Here is a 15616-nt window from a genome sequence, read left to right as displayed (position 1 = left end):
GCTAGTTGCAAAGCGACACGAATTTAAACTTAAAGAAGACGGAACAACAACGGATGACTGACTACAAGCAGACTTTGAATTTACCGGACACGGCTTTTGCCATGCGCGCCAACCTTGCGCAGCGTGAGCCACAGATGCTAGCCAACTGGACAGAAAAAAATCTGTACCAGAAAATTCGTCAGGCCAAACAAGGTAAAAAAACCTTTATCCTGCACGATGGCCCTCCATACGCCAACGGTAACATTCACATTGGTCACGCGGTCAATAAAATCCTCAAGGATATGATTGTTAAAGCCAAGACCTTGTCTGACTTCGATGCCCCTTATGTGCCGGGTTGGGACTGCCATGGTTTGCCAATAGAGCTGGTGGTTGAAAAGAAATACGGCAAACCTGGCGTCAAGCTAAGTGCTGCTGAATTCCGTCAAAAATGCCGTGATTATGCGTTGACGCAAATCGAAGCTCAGAAAGTCGACTTTATCCGCTTAGGTGTGTTGGGCGATTGGGACAATCCATACCGCACTATGGATTTTAATACCGAAGCCAATATCATCCGTTCTTTAGGTCGTATCATCGACAATGGTCATTTGCAACAAGGCTTCAAGCCAGTGCACTGGTGTACTGACTGTGGTTCTGCTTTGGCTGAAGCTGAAGTGGAATACCAGGATAAAGTATCACCGGCTATTGATGTACGTTTCACCCTGGTGAACGACGCTGATGTGAATAAATTTGATCACCCTGAAGGCCATACAGGTTCAGGCCCTGTGTCTGTTGTGATCTGGACTACCACGCCCTGGACTATTCCGGCCAACCGCGCTGTGGCCCTGAATGCCAAAATAGATTACAGCCTGGTGCAGGTTGAACAAGGTCCAAATGGCCCTGAGCGTTTAATTCTGGCCACAGATTTAGTGACTGCTGTGATGGCTCGTGCTGGTGTGGAGCATTACCATAATTTAGGCTTCTGCAAAGGTCAGGCGCTAGAGTTGGTGAAGTTAAAGCACCCGCTGTATGACTTTGAAGTGCCGGTGATTTTAGGTGATCACGTCACGACCGATTCTGGTACTGGTGCTGTACATACGGCGCCTGGCCATGGCCCGGAAGACTTCACTGTAGGTAAGCTCTACAACTTAGAAGTGGCTAATCCTGTAGGTGCTAACGGTGTTTATTTACCTGATACGCCACTTTTTGCTGGTCAGCACGTGTTTAAAGCCAACGACTCTGTGGTTGAAGCATTAAAAGACGCAGGCAAGTTATTGGTGCATAAAGCCTTAACGCACAGCTATCCGCATTGCTGGCGTCATAAAACCCCTATTATTTTCCGTGCTACGCCGCAGTGGTTTGTCAGCATGGAACAGAAAGGCCTGCGCAGTACTTCTTTAGAAGAAATTGGCAAAACCCGCTGGATCCCGGATTGGGGTCAGCAGCGTATTGAAAATATGGTGGCAGGTCGTCCGGACTGGTGTATTTCCCGTCAGCGTACCTGGGGCGTGCCTATTGCACTTTTTGTTGATAAAGACACCAGTGCTTTGCATCCGAATACGCCAGCTTTGATGGAGCAAGTGGCTAAGTTAGTGGAGCAATCCGGTATTCAGGCCTGGTTTGACTTAGAGCCTGAAACGCTACTAGGTGCTGATGCAGCACAGTACGTTAAAGTCACAGATACGCTGGATGTGTGGTTTGACTCAGGTGTGACTCACGCTTGTGTGATTGAGCCGCGTGCTGAATTCCATGGTGCAACTCAGGCTGACCTGTATTTAGAGGGGTCGGATCAGCACCGTGGCTGGTTTATGTCGTCGCTGATGACAGGTGTGGCAATTAAACACCATGCACCTTACAAACAAGTACTGACCCATGGTTTTACCGTGGATGGTGAAGGCCGCAAAATGTCCAAGTCCCTGGGCAACGTGGTATCGCCGCAGGACGTGATGAACAAGTTAGGTGCAGATATTCTGCGCTTATGGGTAGCGACTACAGATTACACCTCAGAGATGACTGTCTCTGATGAAATCTTAAACCGCGCGGCTGACAAATACCGTCGTATCCGTAATACAGCCCGTTTCCTTTTAGCCAACTTAAAAGGTTTCGAGCCAGAGACGCAACTGGTGCCATTTGAAGACATGGTGCAGCTGGATTTATGGCTGGTGCAACGTGCTGCTAAATTGCAGCAGGAAATTGTCGATGCTTATGAGAACTACCAGTTCCATCAGGTCAGCCAGAAGTTAATGAATTTCTGTACTGTAGAGTTGGGTAGCTTCTACTTAGACGTGATTAAAGACCGTCAGTACACGGCAAAAACCGATGGTTTAGCCCGACGCTCCTGCCAGACTGCGTTATTCCATGTTGTACAGGCTATGGTGCGCTGGATGGCACCTATCATGAGCTTTACGGCACAGGAAATCTGGGAAGTGATGCCGGGTCAGCACAGTGAGTTTGTCTTTACTGAAGTCTGGTATCAGGGCTTAGATACAGTGCCTGCAGGTCAGTTTGATGATGCCTTCTGGCAACAACTGCTGGAAGTGCGTGATGCAGTCAACAAGGTGCTGGAAGTAGGCCGTCGTGATGGCAAAATTGGTGCTTCGTTACAAGCTGAAGTGACTTTATACGCTAAAGGCCAGCTGGCTTCAGACCTGACCTCTATTGGCGATGAGTTACGTTTTGCCTTGCTAACTTCTACCGCAGTGGTCTCCAGCGACGCTGCTCCTGCTGATGCAGTAGCCACTGAAATGGACAACCTGTTTGTGCTGCTGAACGCCTCCACTGCGCCTAAGTGTGACCGTTGCTGGCACCACAGACATGATGTGGGTCTGAATCCAGCGCATCCGCTGATTTGTATCCGCTGTGTCGACAACGTCGAAGGCGCTGGTGAAGTGAGGAAGTTTGCCTGATGCAGTTATTCAGAGAAACCGGTTGGCGCTGGTGGTGGCTGATAGTGCTGGTGCTGGTCGTTGACCAGCTTACTAAAATCTGGGTGATTCAGAACTTCAGCTTAGGCGAATCTGTGTCTTTGTTGCCAGTGTTTAATTTTACCTACGCCCGTAACTATGGCGCTGCGTTTTCGTTTTTAGGTGACGCAGGTGGCTGGCAACGCTGGTTTTTTACCCTGATCGCTGTAGTGGTCAGTCTCGTATTAGCTGTATGGTTAAGCCGTTTAGCGAAAAGCCAGCTGAAATTATCTTTAGCACTGAGCCTGATAATCAGCGGCGCTATTGGTAATTTAATCGACCGCAGCCTCTATGGCTATGTGGTGGATTTTTTGCACGTGTTTTACCAGAGCTGGCATTACCCTATTTTTAATATTGCCGATTGTGCTATCAGCATTGGCGCCGTTTTACTGATCTGGGATAGCTTCAGTAGCGAAACCCAGAAAGCCACTTCAGGAGACAAACAGTGATCATAGGTCCAGGCAGTACTGTGATATTTCACTTTGATATTAAATTATCCGATGGCAGCGCCGCCGAAAGCACCCGTGTGCATAACAAACCGGCCAAATTACAAATGGGTGATGGCAGCTTGTCGCCCGCTTTTGAAGCTCAGTTAGGTGGTATGGCGGCTGGCGATAAACGTACTTTTACGCTGGCACCTGAAGATGCCTACGGTATGCCAAACCCTGACAATATTTATTATGTCGACCGCAGTAAATTCTCGAGCGATGCTCCGGCCAAAGTCGGCATGATCGTGGGTTTTGCTATGCCAGACGGTTCTGAATTGCCGGGCCTCATTCGTGACGTGGTGGGCGAGTCTGTTACTGTGGATTTTAACCATCCACTGGCAGGTCAGACTCTGACCTTTAGTGTTGAAATCGTACAGGTTATCAATTAATTATGGATATCTTACTCGCCAATCCACGGGGTTTTTGTGCAGGTGTTGATCGTGCTATCAGCATAGTGTCGCGTGCGCTGGAAATTTACGAACCGCCTATTTATGTGCGCCATGAAGTGGTGCATAACAAATTTGTGGTTGATGGTTTACGTCGTGCCGGTGCAGTTTTTGTCGACGAGCTGGACGAAGTGCCGGACGATGCCATCGTTATTTTCAGTGCCCATGGTGTGTCACAGGCCGTACGTGAAAATGCGAAACAACGGGGTTTGAAAGTATTTGATGCGACCTGCCCTCTGGTGACTAAGGTACATATGGAAGTCACTCGTGCCAGTCGTAAAGGCATCGAATGCATTTTGATTGGCCATGCCGGACACCCTGAAGTCGAAGGCACTATGGGCCAATACGATAACGCCGAAGGTGGTATTTATCTGGTTGAGTCGGTCGAAGATGTCGAACAGTTGCAGGTGAAAAATCCGGCTGCTTTATGTTTCAGCAGCCAGACCACCTTATCCGTAGATGACACAGCGGATGTGATTGACGCACTGCGCCAACGTTTCCCAGATATTGAAGGGCCGCGTAAAGATGATATTTGTTATGCGACGCAAAACCGGCAGGACGCAGTACGTGAACTTTCCGCCAAAACAGAATTATTGCTGGTGGTCGGTGCGAAAAACAGCAGTAACTCAAATCGTTTGCGCGAACTGGCTGAAAAAATGGGGTGTCGCTCTTACCTGATTGATACCGCTGCGGATATTCAGCAGGACTGGCTAAAAGATGTCAAATCTGTCGGGGTTACAGCAGGTGCTTCTGCGCCTGAAGTACTGGTGCAGCAGGTTGTGCAGCGTTTGACTGAATGGGGTGGCAAACAAGTGATTGAACATCCTGGCCGTGAAGAAAACGTGATTTTTGCTGTGCCGGCAGAGCTTCGCTAATCCCCTCATTCTGTACTCCTTTTCTTTTTGTTTACCAGCTATCTCTAAAGTTCAGGCTTTAGGGATAGCTGCAGTATTGGCTTCCTAGCGCCCTTCAGATCTTTTGCTATGCTTAAACCCTTGGTCCATATCAGCAGATATAAGCAGGTGGCTATGGGAGTAGTAAACAAATGGATGATCGTCCTTTGTTGCAGCGACAAAACGCTTTTACCCTGATTGAACTAATGATCTCTATTCTGGTGCTAATGGTACTTGTAGCTGTTGCTGTGCCGTCATTTACTGATCTATTGGCTCGAAACCGCTTGTCGGGTCAGGCTAATGAACTACTTTCTGTGATCCAGCTGGCCCGATCTGAAGCCATTAAACAAAATCAAACCATACGTTTATGCAAGGCTAATGCAGAGCTGAGTGACTGTTCGGCAGCTTCAGGATCCTGGAGTGGCTGGCTGATCATAGATACAGCCTCACCAGCTACTGTGATCCGGGGGGGGCGTTTTGATGCTCGACTGATCATCAGCGCGGCTTTCACCGAACTGCGTTTCAGTGGACAAGGCCTGATCCGAGGTCAAAATAACCAACCGTTGAATTCAGCCTTTGAGTTATGTGCCGATGGTGCTGAATTTGACGACAATGGCAGGACCCTGACTTTCTTATCCGGTGGGCGCAGCAGTATTCAGCTGTCCCAGTGCGGCAGCTAAAAAGGAGCACTGATGCGTAGCCATTGCAACCGTTGCTATCTCCAGCGTTACCGCCAACAAGGCATTGCATTGATAGAAATTCTGATCTCTGTGCTGGTGCTGGGCATAGGTTTATTGGGTATAGCCGCGTTGCAAAGCAGTTCAGTGCGTTATAGCCAAAGTGCTCAGGAGCGCACTACAGCTTTGATACTGGCCGGCACTTTAACTGAGATCATGCGATCAAACCCTGATGTGGCACGCTCTGGCTCTTACGCCGGAGATTGTGAGTCTGAACTACTGGCTGAATGGGCATTGCAGTTACAAGCTGCTACAGGCACAACCACTTGCCCTGAAGTGGTGTGGGATGCAGGGGCCGGCGTTTATACCATCAGCATCAGTTGGCAAGATGAGAAGGTGACAGGGTCTACCAATTTTGCCATGCAGGTTCGGCCATGAAACAGCAACTGGGTTTTACTTTATCCGAACTGATGATCGCCATGGTGTTGGGCTTGTTGCTGACGGGGTCAGTGATTGGGGTTTACTTATCCAATAGCAAAACGGCCGAACTGAATGCCGTGCTTGGTGAGTTACAAAACTCCAGTCGTACCACCTTTGAGCTGATGGCAAATGATATCCGGCGCTCCGGCTACATAGGCTGTGGCAACGCATCCCGCGTTGTTAATGTGCTCAATGCCGCCAATGTGGCGGGTTCTGCCTGGGCTATCTGGAATGGTGGTATTGAAGGCTTTGAACAACCAGCTCCTGCTATCAACGGCGTTAGTCCGCTCTCTGATACGGATGCTATCCGACTGATGTTTGGCTCTGGTCGAAGCTACAGTGTGGAATCGCATGACGCGGCGCTGAGTCAGTTGGTTCTTAGCACTGAGCATCAGGTTCAAAACGGCGACTTACTCATGCTGTGTGATGAGGGGTTAAGCAGTATTTTCAGCGCCAGTGGCACAGATTTAACCAGCGTGTTCCATGAAGCTAACGCCGACAATTGCACCTCGGGCCTGGGATTTCCATTGTTGTGTGATGGCGCTGCCGGCACAGTAAAACAATATGCAGTGAATGCGATGCTGATGAATTTTGATTCTGTCAGCTGGTACATTGCAGCCAGTACCGATCAACAAAGTACATCCTTGTTTCGGGTCAGAAACAACAGTGCGGCGGAAGAAATTCTGTATGGTGTAAGCGATTTACAGCTGGAGTTTATGGACGAGCGCAGCAGAAGCTGGCGTGATGCTGATCTGGTCGTGGACTGGATGGACATTATTTCAGTGCGGATTTCTTTGCAGTTTATTGCTACCGGCGATTCGGATCTGCAGTTACCTGAAGAGATGAGCAGGATGAACTACCAGATCAGCATCAGGAACAGGATTTAGCTATGCAAACAGCCCAGCGCCTGCCACTTTGTCCTGTCTGTCAACAACAAGGAATCGCCTTGATTGTCAGCTTATTACTGTTGCTGGCCATTACGCTGGTTGCTGTCAGCAGTATGCAATCAAGTTTGTTGCAGGAGCGAATGAGTGCCAATTTATACGACCGGCAGTCCTCTTATCAACAGGTAGAAGCTGCGTTGCTTGAAGCTGAGGAGATGTTAAATGTCAACGATCCTGTGGCTCTGATTGATAGTGCCGGAGTCTATGATTTACCTGTAGCTGGGGCTGATGATCGCTGGAACGACAATGGTTTGCTGTGGTTATCCGCGACTGCGCTGAACGATAGCAATGAAACCGGTGCAGAGTTTCTGATTGAATACATGGGAGACTGGCCTTATCCACCGGAATGCGCTGATGTCGCCAGCAAAGATAAAATTTCGGTAGGGTGTTTATCACCTACTTTCCGTATTACGGCACGCACAGTGTCGGACAACGGCAGAGCTGCTGTCATGCTGCAAAGTTTGTTCAGACGTTAAACTGCAAAGGCTGATGTAATGAAAATAAATACATCCTGCACAAAATTTATGCTGGTGAGCCTGATGATCACCAGCTTCTGTAGTCTGGCGGCGCTGGATTTAACTTCCCCGCCACTGCAAACCGGCAGTTCAGTCGAGCCTAATATCATGTTTATGATTGATGACTCGGGTTCCATGCACTGGGAGATCACACCTGATTTATATGCGGACGATCCGCATTATGTCTATCCCAGAGTCACAGGGCTTTATGGTGATTCAGACGCAACGCATCAGGTGGTGTCGTTTCGGGATGAAAGTAATGCAACTAACCTCAATGCGGCCAATAACAATGAAGCGTTATTTGCAAGAGCGCTGCGCTCTTACGCACTGAACAAGTCTTACTATAATCCGTCAATTACCTATAAACCCTGGATTAAAGCTGACGGTACGTCTTTTCCAAACTCCAACCCGGCAGCCGCTTATCACCATCCGTTTCGAACCTTCAAAGGCAGCCGTAACCTGACAGTGAATGAAACCTCCAGCGCAGGCTGGCGCTATTGCACTATAACCTCAACAGCAAAAACGAATTGTCAGAACGTAACTGCCAGCCGGACTTTTTACCCTGCTGTGTATTACAACCATACAGGCGGCAGTTTATTTACCTACACCAATTATCAGCGTATAGAAATTAACGCTGCCACTTTAAGCTACAGTGGCGAAGGCCGGATCAATCGCACCGATTGCACTGCAGGGACCTGCAGTTATGCGCAGGAAATACAAAATTTTGCCAATTGGTATACTTATTACCGCTCCCGATTGTTGGCTTCACAAGCAGGCATAGGCCGCGCATTTTCGACCCAGACTGAAGCTTTACGGGTTGGTTTTGGGGCGATAAACAAAGGTAGCAGTACTGTTGATGGAGCTGCTGTCAGCACAGTGATCAACGGCGTGCGGCCTTTTACGGGCGCTGACAAACAGAGTTTTTATGATCAGCTGTATGAGCGGGTCTATGACTACAACGGCACACCTTTGCGCAAGGCACTCAATGATGCGGGTTTGTATTTCTCCAGAACAGACAATAAAGGACCCTGGGGGGGGACGCCAGGGACAGACGATGACTCCCAACATATTATGTGTCGCCAGAGTTACAGCATTTTGATGACAGATGGTTACTGGAGTGAAGACAGTGCCTCTCAAGCACAAACGGCTGCTGCGCGCTCTAATAACGATGGCAGTACCAGCAATAATCAAACGATCAGCAAACCAGGCGGTACCTCCTACGTGTATGCGGCAACCGGGCCTTTTTCTGACAATCGCAGCAATACGCTGGCCGATGTGGCTATGTACTATTGGAAACGGGATTTACGCACCGACCTGGATAATTTAGTTCCCACCAGCCCGATTAATCCGGCATTTTGGCAACATATGGTGACTTTTGGTGTTGGGCTTGGTGTGGAAGGCACCATAAGTTCAGCTACAGCTTTTAACGCGATAGGGGCAAGCAGCGCCATATCCTGGCCAGATCCTCTGGCAACACAACCTGCCAAAATTGATGATTTATTACATGCTGCAGTCAACAGCAGGGGCGGCTTTTTTAGTGCGGCGGATCCAGATGCCTTTGCCACAGGTTTGTCCAATACCTTATCCGCTATTATTGCCCGGGTCGCTTCTGGTTCAAATTTAGCCGGCACTACCACTTCTTTGCAGGCTGAACAAAGTGTGTATCAGGGCCGCTTTAACAGTGGTGACTGGAGTGGTGATCTGGTGAATTACAACATTGAAGACACCACTAGTTATGTCTGGAGTGCGGCTGAAGAAATGCCGGACTGGGACGACAGGGTCATTTACTTTGGTAAAACAGAAACCACAGCGGATCTATTTGTCTGGGCGAACTTAACCAGTGGCGTCGGGAGTCAGCAGGCCGCTTTAGGTAGCAGCAATGTGGTGGATTATATCCGCGGTAACACCGCGTTGGAGCAACAAAATGGTGGCAGTTATCGCAATAGATCCACTGCTTTAGGCGATATTGCCAACTCCTCTCCTGTTTACGTGGGCGCACCGGTTAATTTTAATTACCACTCTTACAATTGGCCCGAAGCCAGTAGCTATAAAGCTCATGTGGCTACTTACAAAAGCCGCCAGCCACTGATTTACGTTGGGGCCAATGACGGTATGCTGCATGCGTTTAATGCCACAACAGGTGCCGAAGCTTTTGCTTACGTGCCGCGACAAATGCTGACTGCTGCGACAAACCTTAAAGCTCTGAGCGAACCTAATGTCAGCGGGGTGATCCAAAAGGATTATTTTGTTGATGGCACAGCCGTTTCCGCCGATGTGTATTTTGATGGCGGTTGGCGCACAGTGTTGGTGGGCAGCACAGGGCGAGGTGGAAACAGTATGTTTGCTCTTGATATCACCGATCCCGGGCAAATCAGCGCAGCCAGTTTATTGTGGGATAAAAGTTTTCCGCAGTTAGGGATCACCACTGCCAAACCTATAATCACCCGTTTAAACAATGGTAAATGGGCCGTGGTTATTGGTTATGGTTACAACAACAGCACGGGCCGGCCAGGTTTGTTAGTGCTGGATATTGAAACTGGCGAATCCATGGTCAGCGGGGATGGTTTGGAAGTCACAACCGGTTCAGGCGATACAGGTTTAGGCCAGATTGAAGGCTGGGATTACAGCAAAAACGGCAACACCGACTGGTTTTTTGCCGGAGATTTACAAGGCAATGTCTGGAAGTTTGACTTGTCGTCGAATAACCCGAATAACTGGACTATAGCCTATGGCGGCGGTCCCTTGTATCAGGCAGAAGATGCTGCAGGTGATCCTCAATCTATTACGGGCGGCATAGCTCTTGGTTCAGAACCTAAAACCGGCAAGTTGTGGGTGTTTTTTGGCACAGGTCGCTATCTGGAAACTCCAGACCCTCAGCTGGATGATGAACAAAGCTGGTATGGTGTTATGGATGGTATAGCCCTGTCAGGCCGTACTTTACTTAAGGAGCGCATACTGAGCAATGTTAACCACAGCAATGGCACCGAAGGGCGCACTGTATCTTCTTCTGCCGCCAACGATATGGCGGGTTTTAAAGGCTGGTTTATCGACTTACCTGACGAGCGCGAGCGCATAGTGTCTTCGCCCCGTATAGTAGGCACTACCTTAGTGGTGAACAGTATTATTCCCGACAGTAACGTGTGTAACCCTGAAGGCGATGGCTATGTGATGGCGGTGGATCCTTACCATGGTGGTCGGCTGAAGTATCACTTTTTTGATATTTCCGGCGATGAAAGCTTTAATCAGGACGACGGCGTGACCGAAGATGATGAAATTTTAGAACTGTCCGGAGTGCGTTTTGACAGTATGCCGACTGAACCATTGTTTTTTGAAGATAAAATGGCGGTAGGTTTAGCCGACACCAATGTGGTGAATTTAGACGTAAACACTCAAATCAGACGTGGCCGCGTGTCATGGCGCGAGGTAGACAACTAATGCAAACAAGCAAAGAGCGTGGCTTTTCCCTGATTGAGCTGTTAATTGCTATCACCATAGTGGGCACTTTAACCGCTATAGCTGTGCCCTCTTATCAGGGCTATATGCTAAGCAGCGCCAGAGCAAGCGCCACCGCCTGCTTGTTGGAATACGCTCAGTTTATGGAAAGGGTGTATACCACCAATATGACCTACGCCACCAACAATGGTGAAACAACAGAGTTGCCAGAGCTGCAATGCAGCAACGACTTATCTGAGCGTTTCAGCTTTGATGTCGACGATTTGGACAGCCGCACTTTTACGCTGACCGCAACGGCCACAGGCGCTCAAAGTAATGACGATTGCTCGTCCTTAAGTTACAACCAGGCGGGGATAAAAGGCGCTAACGGTGGTACTGGTGCGACCATTGTGAAAAAGTGCTGGTAAAATTTGACCTTTTAAGGAACGGAGGTAAATTTAAGGTAAACGGATTTTGACAGGCGAATGGATATGCCAAATGCCTCAGGTTTTAGCTTAATCGAAGTTCTGATCAGTTTATTGTTGCTGTGTCTGACAGGGCTTGGTGCTTTAAGTGCATCCTTGTTTGCACGTCAGCAAGTTATTATGGCAACACAGCAAACCATAGCTTTGTCTCTGACCTCTGAACTGGCTGGCCGGATGGCAAGTCATAATAGTTCTGCTGAATTCTATGAAGGAACGCATCCGCTCTGGACCACAGAGCAGCCAGCTGATTGTACTGAAAACCAGCGTTGTGATGCAGAGCAGTTAAGTCAGTTTCATTTATACAGCACCTTAAGCGCCTCTGGTCATCCGGAAACTTTACAGCTATTGCAGCAACCCACACTTTGCATTCGTCAGCAGGCCACTCAGACACTGGTGCAGTTGAGCTGGCGTTCTCAGGCTAAAGTTCAGATACAGAGGCCGGCTTCTGTCTGTGAGCTATCACCCGATCGGCTGCAAGTCTCTGTGGTGGTGCCTTGAGATGCGCGGTTTCACTTTACTGGAGTTGCTGGTTAGCCTGACTTTAGGTCTGCTGTTGATGACCTTTTTGATTGGGACTTTATTTGCGACTCAGCAGTCCAACCGTCAGACTCAGCAATTGGTGCAATTGCAGCAAAATAGTCAGATGCTGGTCAGTTTATTTCAGGCTGAATTACCGAATCTGATGTTTTTTGCCGGACGTAGTCTGGCTGATGTCGCACATGCTTCGCATCAGTTACCGCCAGTATTAGGCGACTGTGTGGCTGAGTTTGATACAGGTAGTTTTCCCGTTAAAGGCCAACCTTATCTGAGCTTGTATGCGCAGCTGGTGCAGCGACACAAACATCTGAATTGTGTAAGCCAGCCTAAAGCCGGCTCTGAATTATTGCAGTTCAAACGTATTGTTGGCAACAGTGTACTGGCAACTCAGATGCGTGCAAATCGGTTTTATTTCGAAACCTCAGCAGCAAGCAGCCGTTTTGTAAATAGCTCCAGTGCTGAGTTAACCCCTGACTCAAGGTATTGGCCGCTCAGCCATCAGGTTTTTTATATCAGCGAGCAAAAACATGCAGGTGACACTATACCAGTACTGATGCGTAAACGATTAATCCGCAATGCTGCTGGCCAATCCATCATGGACACAGACTCTATTATGGACGGTGTTGAGAGGATGCATTTTGAATTCGGCTTAGATGCCAATTTAGACGGGCAAGTGGATTACTACCTGAGCACAGAACAGATGCAGCCAGAGCATTGGCAGCAACAAAAGCACCGTATCATCAATATTAAATTTTATCTGCTGTTACGTAGTTTAGACGAAGATTTTAGTTACCAAAATAACCAGCTTTATCAGATGGGACAACAGTGGTTCAAGGCCCCTTCTGACCCGTTTCGACGCCTGTTAGTCAGCAGTTCTGTGGCATTTAGCAACACACGCTTATAAAAGGAGGTCGTTATGATGTTCAGTTCTAAAGGTTTTATCCTGGTTACTACGTTGGTGTTGATGCTAATTTTAAGCTGCATCACCATACCTATGTTGGTTCAAACACAGTTGAGTCAGAAGTTGGCAGGCAGTGCCACTTTATCTGTGCAATTAAAACAGCAGACTCAAAGCAAGCATGCCCGGCAATTAGAGCAACTCAAACAAGGTATGTTTGAGTCTGGTGTTTTTGTGTTGGCACCTTGTCCGGCACTTTATGCCGCCTGGAGCAGTGTCTCGCTGCATTGCGAGTGGCATGAGCTGCGAACTACAGAACAGTCCGCCTACCAGCAGCACAGTATTACCAGCTTTTTAGTCAGGCAGTCTTTGCCTGAAGGGGACTGGGATGGGGTTCTATAAGTTTGGGCTCATTTTATTGCTTTGCAGTCATCAGCTGTTTGCAAGCAGCTACTGGAGCCATCTGCCGGGTTTTGGTTCTGTGCAACTGACAGAATTGGATCCGCAGCAGCACCGAATGTTGTCTGTACATTTGAAGTTGAGTGATGCCGACACCAATGAGTGGCTCAGTCGTCTTCCTGAGCTGCTGGACACCTTATCCTGCAGTACTGTTGATGTACAAAGTCAATCGTTGCCCGCTTATATTGACGCTGGTTACAGGGTCGTTAGTTACGCTGGGGTGTTGAAATTTAACACGGATGATAAAGACAAAAGTACGGTCTGGTGGTTACCCTGGTCGCAGTTACCCTCGCTATCAGAGCTGCAGATTAAACTGACTGATCCGGCTGTGCAGATCCATCAGCCTTTGTTGCTTACAGAACAGGAACTGAAACGCGAAGGCCAGTTTATTATTGTCAGCGGCAGTAGCAGCCTGACTTATTTTGCGTTAGAACTCAACACTATGCATTTACCTGAGCTCTTGTGGTCCATTAGTTCTGCAGATGTTGGTTTTGAAGCTTTAACCGGAGCTATGGCACAACCTGTATTACTGACCGAGCAAAGCTCCGGGTTTGAAAAGGCTGCTTTGTCGCTTTTATTACCAAATACAGCAGCAACAGAGCAGCGGTCTTTGGTATATAAAGTGGAAGCACTCACAGGAAGGCTGCAAAGCCAGTTAGTTGCACAACAGAAGATGACTGAACTCTCCGGTGCAGTCACTCTTTACGATCAAAATAGAGATTCTGTGCCGGAGACTTTGTTGTTCAGCACAAAATCTGGTCAGCTCTGGCAAACTCAGATTGATGGAAATCTGTTTTATAACATGCAGTTGATTGCCGATCTTTCCGGGCTTGAGCTTAGCGATGTGCAATTTATCCGCACCTTGTATGCTGCAGTTCCTGTCGGCGGTTCAGCCAGCGATTTTCATTCCAGACGCAGCCAGTGGCTGGTATTACTCAGCGCTTTGCAGCATGACCAAAGTGTTTTTGTAGTATTGAAACACCAAGCTGGATCAATTCTGCAAGCCTCAGATTTAGTTAGTCGAACTGTGCCAGCTGCGCCAGCTCTTGCCGTGTTAACTGATCAAGAGTGGCAACAGATCCAACAAAAAAACGGTTGGTACAGTCCGTTAGTTGGTCGGTTGAGTCATGCCCCCGTTGTGGTGGCCGGAGTCGTTTATATGAGGGCGCTTAATCCAGCTTCTGAGCAATTCTGCAGTATGGAAAATGCGACTTCAGTTTTATTGGCCTTACACTTACATCACGCTTCTGTCCTCTATAGACCAAAGGTTTTTCCGGCAGAGAAAGCAACGGGAACGCTGGCGGTAAAAGCAAATACTGAAGGTGGTTTTGCATTAATTGATCAGCATCACCAGCAGATTTTGATTGAAAATATAGTGGAGATCAGCCCTGATTGTACCCATTGCAGCAGCACTATGAAACAAAGCAGCTTCCCGCGCTGGCAGTTGATAGGCACTTATCATAGTGAAGAAGGAGCTTATGAATGAGGTGCAGACAACAAGGCATTGGCATGATTGAACTGCTAGTCGTGCTGGCTATTATGGGGATTCTGGCTTCGGTGTTATTACCTGGTTATCAGGACCATGTATTAAAAAGCTACAGAGCAGAAGCCATGCAGGAATTGTTAAAAGTGGCTGGTTTACAGGAGATGTTACTGGTGGATCAGCGCCGATACAGCGCAGATCTTACGGAGTTAGGTTTTGCAGCTAAGCAGTATGTCACCGAATCAGGCCGTTATAAAATCAGTGCTGTGGTGACTGAGCAAGGCTATCAGTTAAAAGCTCAGGCACAACAAGCGCAGGCGGAAGATAAGAGCTGTCAGATCTTCTTGTTGAACAGCTATGGTCAAAAAAGCAGTGAGCCAGAAACTGGTTGCTGGAGTTATTAAGGTGAATAAGGGCAAGGCGTATTTTCTTGCCATAACCGGCTACGCCCGGCCTGGCTAATGCTCAATCTGAAATGCCAGCGGTAGTTATCTTTACTGCAATACACAAAAGTACCGGACTCTAATAAATCCAGACTGCCGTCACCGCGAAATTGCAGTGACGGTCTGTTATAAAACAACTGATGACTGTTAACCGGATGTTTGAGTTCACGCAATAACAGGTCCTGCCAGTTTTTTAACGCTTTCTGATGCAGTTGAATAGGGGCTGCATTCCAGTCGGCACTGCATACCTGACCCACGCGCGGGCAAATCTGTACTGGATATTGTTGGGCTATTGCATGCACTCTGGCATACGCCAGATGCTGGCTGAGCTGGCGCATAAAGTGCTCTGCCTGCAGGCGCTGCCAGACTTCCCGCAGATTAGGCATGCCAATAGCGGACACTATGGCAAGAATAGCCAGTACCAATAAAACCTCAATCAGGCTAAAGGCATTTGATGATTTGGCGGGACTATATGCATTCATCTGCAAAAAACTCCC

General features: G+C 48.3%; 16 protein-coding genes. 15 read left to right on the top strand and 1 reads right to left on the bottom strand.

Going from position 1 to position 15616, the window contains the following annotated elements; all coding sequences use genetic code 11:
- Window positions 1–53 precede the first annotated feature (53 nt).
- From ileS to EK374_RS16140, 15 genes are all read left to right on the top strand, one after another.
- Complete coding sequence (gene ileS / locus EK374_RS16210) at window positions 54–2882, top strand: isoleucine--tRNA ligase (protein WP_127025589.1); 2829 nt, start codon at window positions 54–56, stop codon at window positions 2880–2882.
- The gene (gene lspA, locus EK374_RS16205; protein ID WP_127025588.1) at window positions 2882–3388 is read left to right on the top strand and encodes a signal peptidase II; all 507 of its coding nucleotides are present in this window, start codon (window positions 2882–2884) and stop codon (window positions 3386–3388) included. Before ileS ends, lspA begins: the two co-directional genes overlap by 1 nt.
- Window positions 3385–3816 (top strand): FKBP-type peptidyl-prolyl cis-trans isomerase, encoded by a 432-nt coding sequence (fkpB, locus tag EK374_RS16200; protein ID WP_127025587.1) that lies wholly within the window; start codon window positions 3385–3387, stop codon window positions 3814–3816. The genes lspA and fkpB overlap by 4 nt, the downstream gene beginning before the upstream one ends.
- 2 nt (window positions 3817–3818) lie before the next feature.
- Window positions 3819–4748, top strand: coding sequence for a 4-hydroxy-3-methylbut-2-enyl diphosphate reductase (ispH, locus tag EK374_RS16195; protein WP_127025586.1), 930 nt, complete (start codon window positions 3819–3821; stop codon window positions 4746–4748).
- 170 nt (window positions 4749–4918) lie between these two features.
- A complete protein-coding gene (locus EK374_RS16190; RefSeq protein ID WP_127025585.1) occupies window positions 4919–5446 on the top strand; it encodes a GspH/FimT family pseudopilin in 528 nt (175 codons plus the stop codon).
- Window positions 5447–5458: 12 nt separating this feature from the next.
- The gene (gene pilV, locus EK374_RS16185) at window positions 5459–5881 is read left to right on the top strand and encodes a type IV pilus modification protein PilV (RefSeq protein ID WP_127025584.1); all 423 of its coding nucleotides are present in this window, start codon (window positions 5459–5461) and stop codon (window positions 5879–5881) included.
- Window positions 5878–6810 (top strand): PilW family protein, encoded by a 933-nt coding sequence (locus EK374_RS16180; RefSeq protein WP_127025583.1) that lies wholly within the window; start codon window positions 5878–5880, stop codon window positions 6808–6810. Before pilV ends, EK374_RS16180 begins: the two co-directional genes overlap by 4 nt.
- 2 nt (window positions 6811–6812) lie before the next feature.
- Complete coding sequence (locus EK374_RS16175) at window positions 6813–7343, top strand: pilus assembly PilX family protein (protein ID WP_127025582.1); 531 nt, start codon at window positions 6813–6815, stop codon at window positions 7341–7343.
- A gap of 1110 nt (window positions 7344–8453) precedes the next feature.
- Window positions 8454–10817, top strand: coding sequence for a pilus assembly protein (locus EK374_RS16170; RefSeq protein ID WP_407691847.1), 2364 nt, complete (start codon window positions 8454–8456; stop codon window positions 10815–10817).
- Window positions 10817–11242, top strand: a complete 426-nt coding sequence (locus EK374_RS16165; protein WP_127025580.1) for a type IV pilin protein — start codon at window positions 10817–10819, stop codon at window positions 11240–11242. Before EK374_RS16170 ends, EK374_RS16165 begins: the two co-directional genes overlap by 1 nt.
- A gap of 63 nt (window positions 11243–11305) precedes the next feature.
- Entirely contained in the window at window positions 11306–11797 is a 492-nt protein-coding gene (locus tag EK374_RS16160) for a prepilin-type N-terminal cleavage/methylation domain-containing protein (protein WP_164731898.1), read from the top strand.
- A gap of 1 nt (window position 11798) precedes the next feature.
- A complete protein-coding gene (locus tag EK374_RS16155; protein ID WP_127025578.1) occupies window positions 11799–12740 on the top strand; it encodes a PilW family protein in 942 nt (313 codons plus the stop codon).
- 12 nt (window positions 12741–12752) lie between these two features.
- Window positions 12753–13136 carry a hypothetical protein gene (locus tag EK374_RS16150; protein WP_127025577.1) on the top strand — a complete coding sequence of 128 codons (384 nt, stop codon included), beginning with the start codon at window positions 12753–12755 and terminating at the stop codon, window positions 13134–13136.
- The gene (locus tag EK374_RS16145) at window positions 13123–14679 is read left to right on the top strand and encodes a hypothetical protein (protein WP_127025576.1); all 1557 of its coding nucleotides are present in this window, start codon (window positions 13123–13125) and stop codon (window positions 14677–14679) included. The genes EK374_RS16150 and EK374_RS16145 overlap by 14 nt, the downstream gene beginning before the upstream one ends.
- The gene (locus tag EK374_RS16140) at window positions 14676–15080 is read left to right on the top strand and encodes a type IV pilin protein (RefSeq protein ID WP_127025575.1); all 405 of its coding nucleotides are present in this window, start codon (window positions 14676–14678) and stop codon (window positions 15078–15080) included. Before EK374_RS16145 ends, EK374_RS16140 begins: the two co-directional genes overlap by 4 nt.
- On the opposite strand, the gene EK374_RS16135 is transcribed toward EK374_RS16140, so the two are convergent.
- Window positions 15077–15601, bottom strand: coding sequence for a GspH/FimT family pseudopilin (locus tag EK374_RS16135; RefSeq protein ID WP_127026574.1), 525 nt, complete (start codon window positions 15599–15601; stop codon window positions 15077–15079). The genes EK374_RS16140 and EK374_RS16135 overlap by 4 nt on opposite strands.
- Window positions 15602–15616 lie beyond the last annotated feature (15 nt).

Origin of the sequence: Rheinheimera mangrovi (genome assembly GCF_003990335.1) — a bacterium.
Classification (GTDB): domain Bacteria; phylum Pseudomonadota; class Gammaproteobacteria; order Enterobacterales; family Alteromonadaceae; genus Pararheinheimera; species Pararheinheimera mangrovi.
Note: the sequence above shows the minus strand (reverse complement) of the source record. Positions and strands in the feature narration are given on the sequence as shown.

Bases quoted from the DNA above. Each gene is read 5' to 3' on its own strand.
- ileS (WP_127025589.1), top strand. From the start codon at position 54: ATGACTGACTACAAGCAGACTTTGAATTTACCGGACACGGCTTTTGCC.
- EK374_RS16140 (WP_127025575.1), top strand. From the start codon at position 14,676: ATGAGGTGCAGACAACAAGGCATTGGCATGATTGAACTGCTAGTCGTG.
- lspA (WP_127025588.1), top strand. From the start codon at position 2,882: ATGCAGTTATTCAGAGAAACCGGTTGGCGCTGGTGGTGGCTGATAGTG.
- EK374_RS16170 (WP_407691847.1), top strand. From the start codon at position 8,454: ATGTGTCGCCAGAGTTACAGCATTTTGATGACAGATGGTTACTGGAGT.
- EK374_RS16150 (WP_127025577.1), top strand. From the start codon at position 12,753: ATGATGTTCAGTTCTAAAGGTTTTATCCTGGTTACTACGTTGGTGTTG.
- ispH (WP_127025586.1), top strand. From the start codon at position 3,819: ATGGATATCTTACTCGCCAATCCACGGGGTTTTTGTGCAGGTGTTGAT.
- EK374_RS16145 (WP_127025576.1), top strand. From the start codon at position 13,123: ATGGGGTTCTATAAGTTTGGGCTCATTTTATTGCTTTGCAGTCATCAG.
- EK374_RS16180 (WP_127025583.1), top strand. From the start codon at position 5,878: ATGAAACAGCAACTGGGTTTTACTTTATCCGAACTGATGATCGCCATG.
- EK374_RS16155 (WP_127025578.1), top strand. From the start codon at position 11,799: ATGCGCGGTTTCACTTTACTGGAGTTGCTGGTTAGCCTGACTTTAGGT.
- EK374_RS16160 (WP_164731898.1), top strand. From the start codon at position 11,306: ATGCCAAATGCCTCAGGTTTTAGCTTAATCGAAGTTCTGATCAGTTTA.
- pilV (WP_127025584.1), top strand. From the start codon at position 5,459: ATGCGTAGCCATTGCAACCGTTGCTATCTCCAGCGTTACCGCCAACAA.
- EK374_RS16135 (WP_127026574.1), bottom strand. From the start codon at position 15,601: ATGAATGCATATAGTCCCGCCAAATCATCAAATGCCTTTAGCCTGATT.
- EK374_RS16175 (WP_127025582.1), top strand. From the start codon at position 6,813: ATGCAAACAGCCCAGCGCCTGCCACTTTGTCCTGTCTGTCAACAACAA.
- EK374_RS16190 (WP_127025585.1), top strand. From the start codon at position 4,919: ATGGATGATCGTCCTTTGTTGCAGCGACAAAACGCTTTTACCCTGATT.
- EK374_RS16165 (WP_127025580.1), top strand. From the start codon at position 10,817: ATGCAAACAAGCAAAGAGCGTGGCTTTTCCCTGATTGAGCTGTTAATT.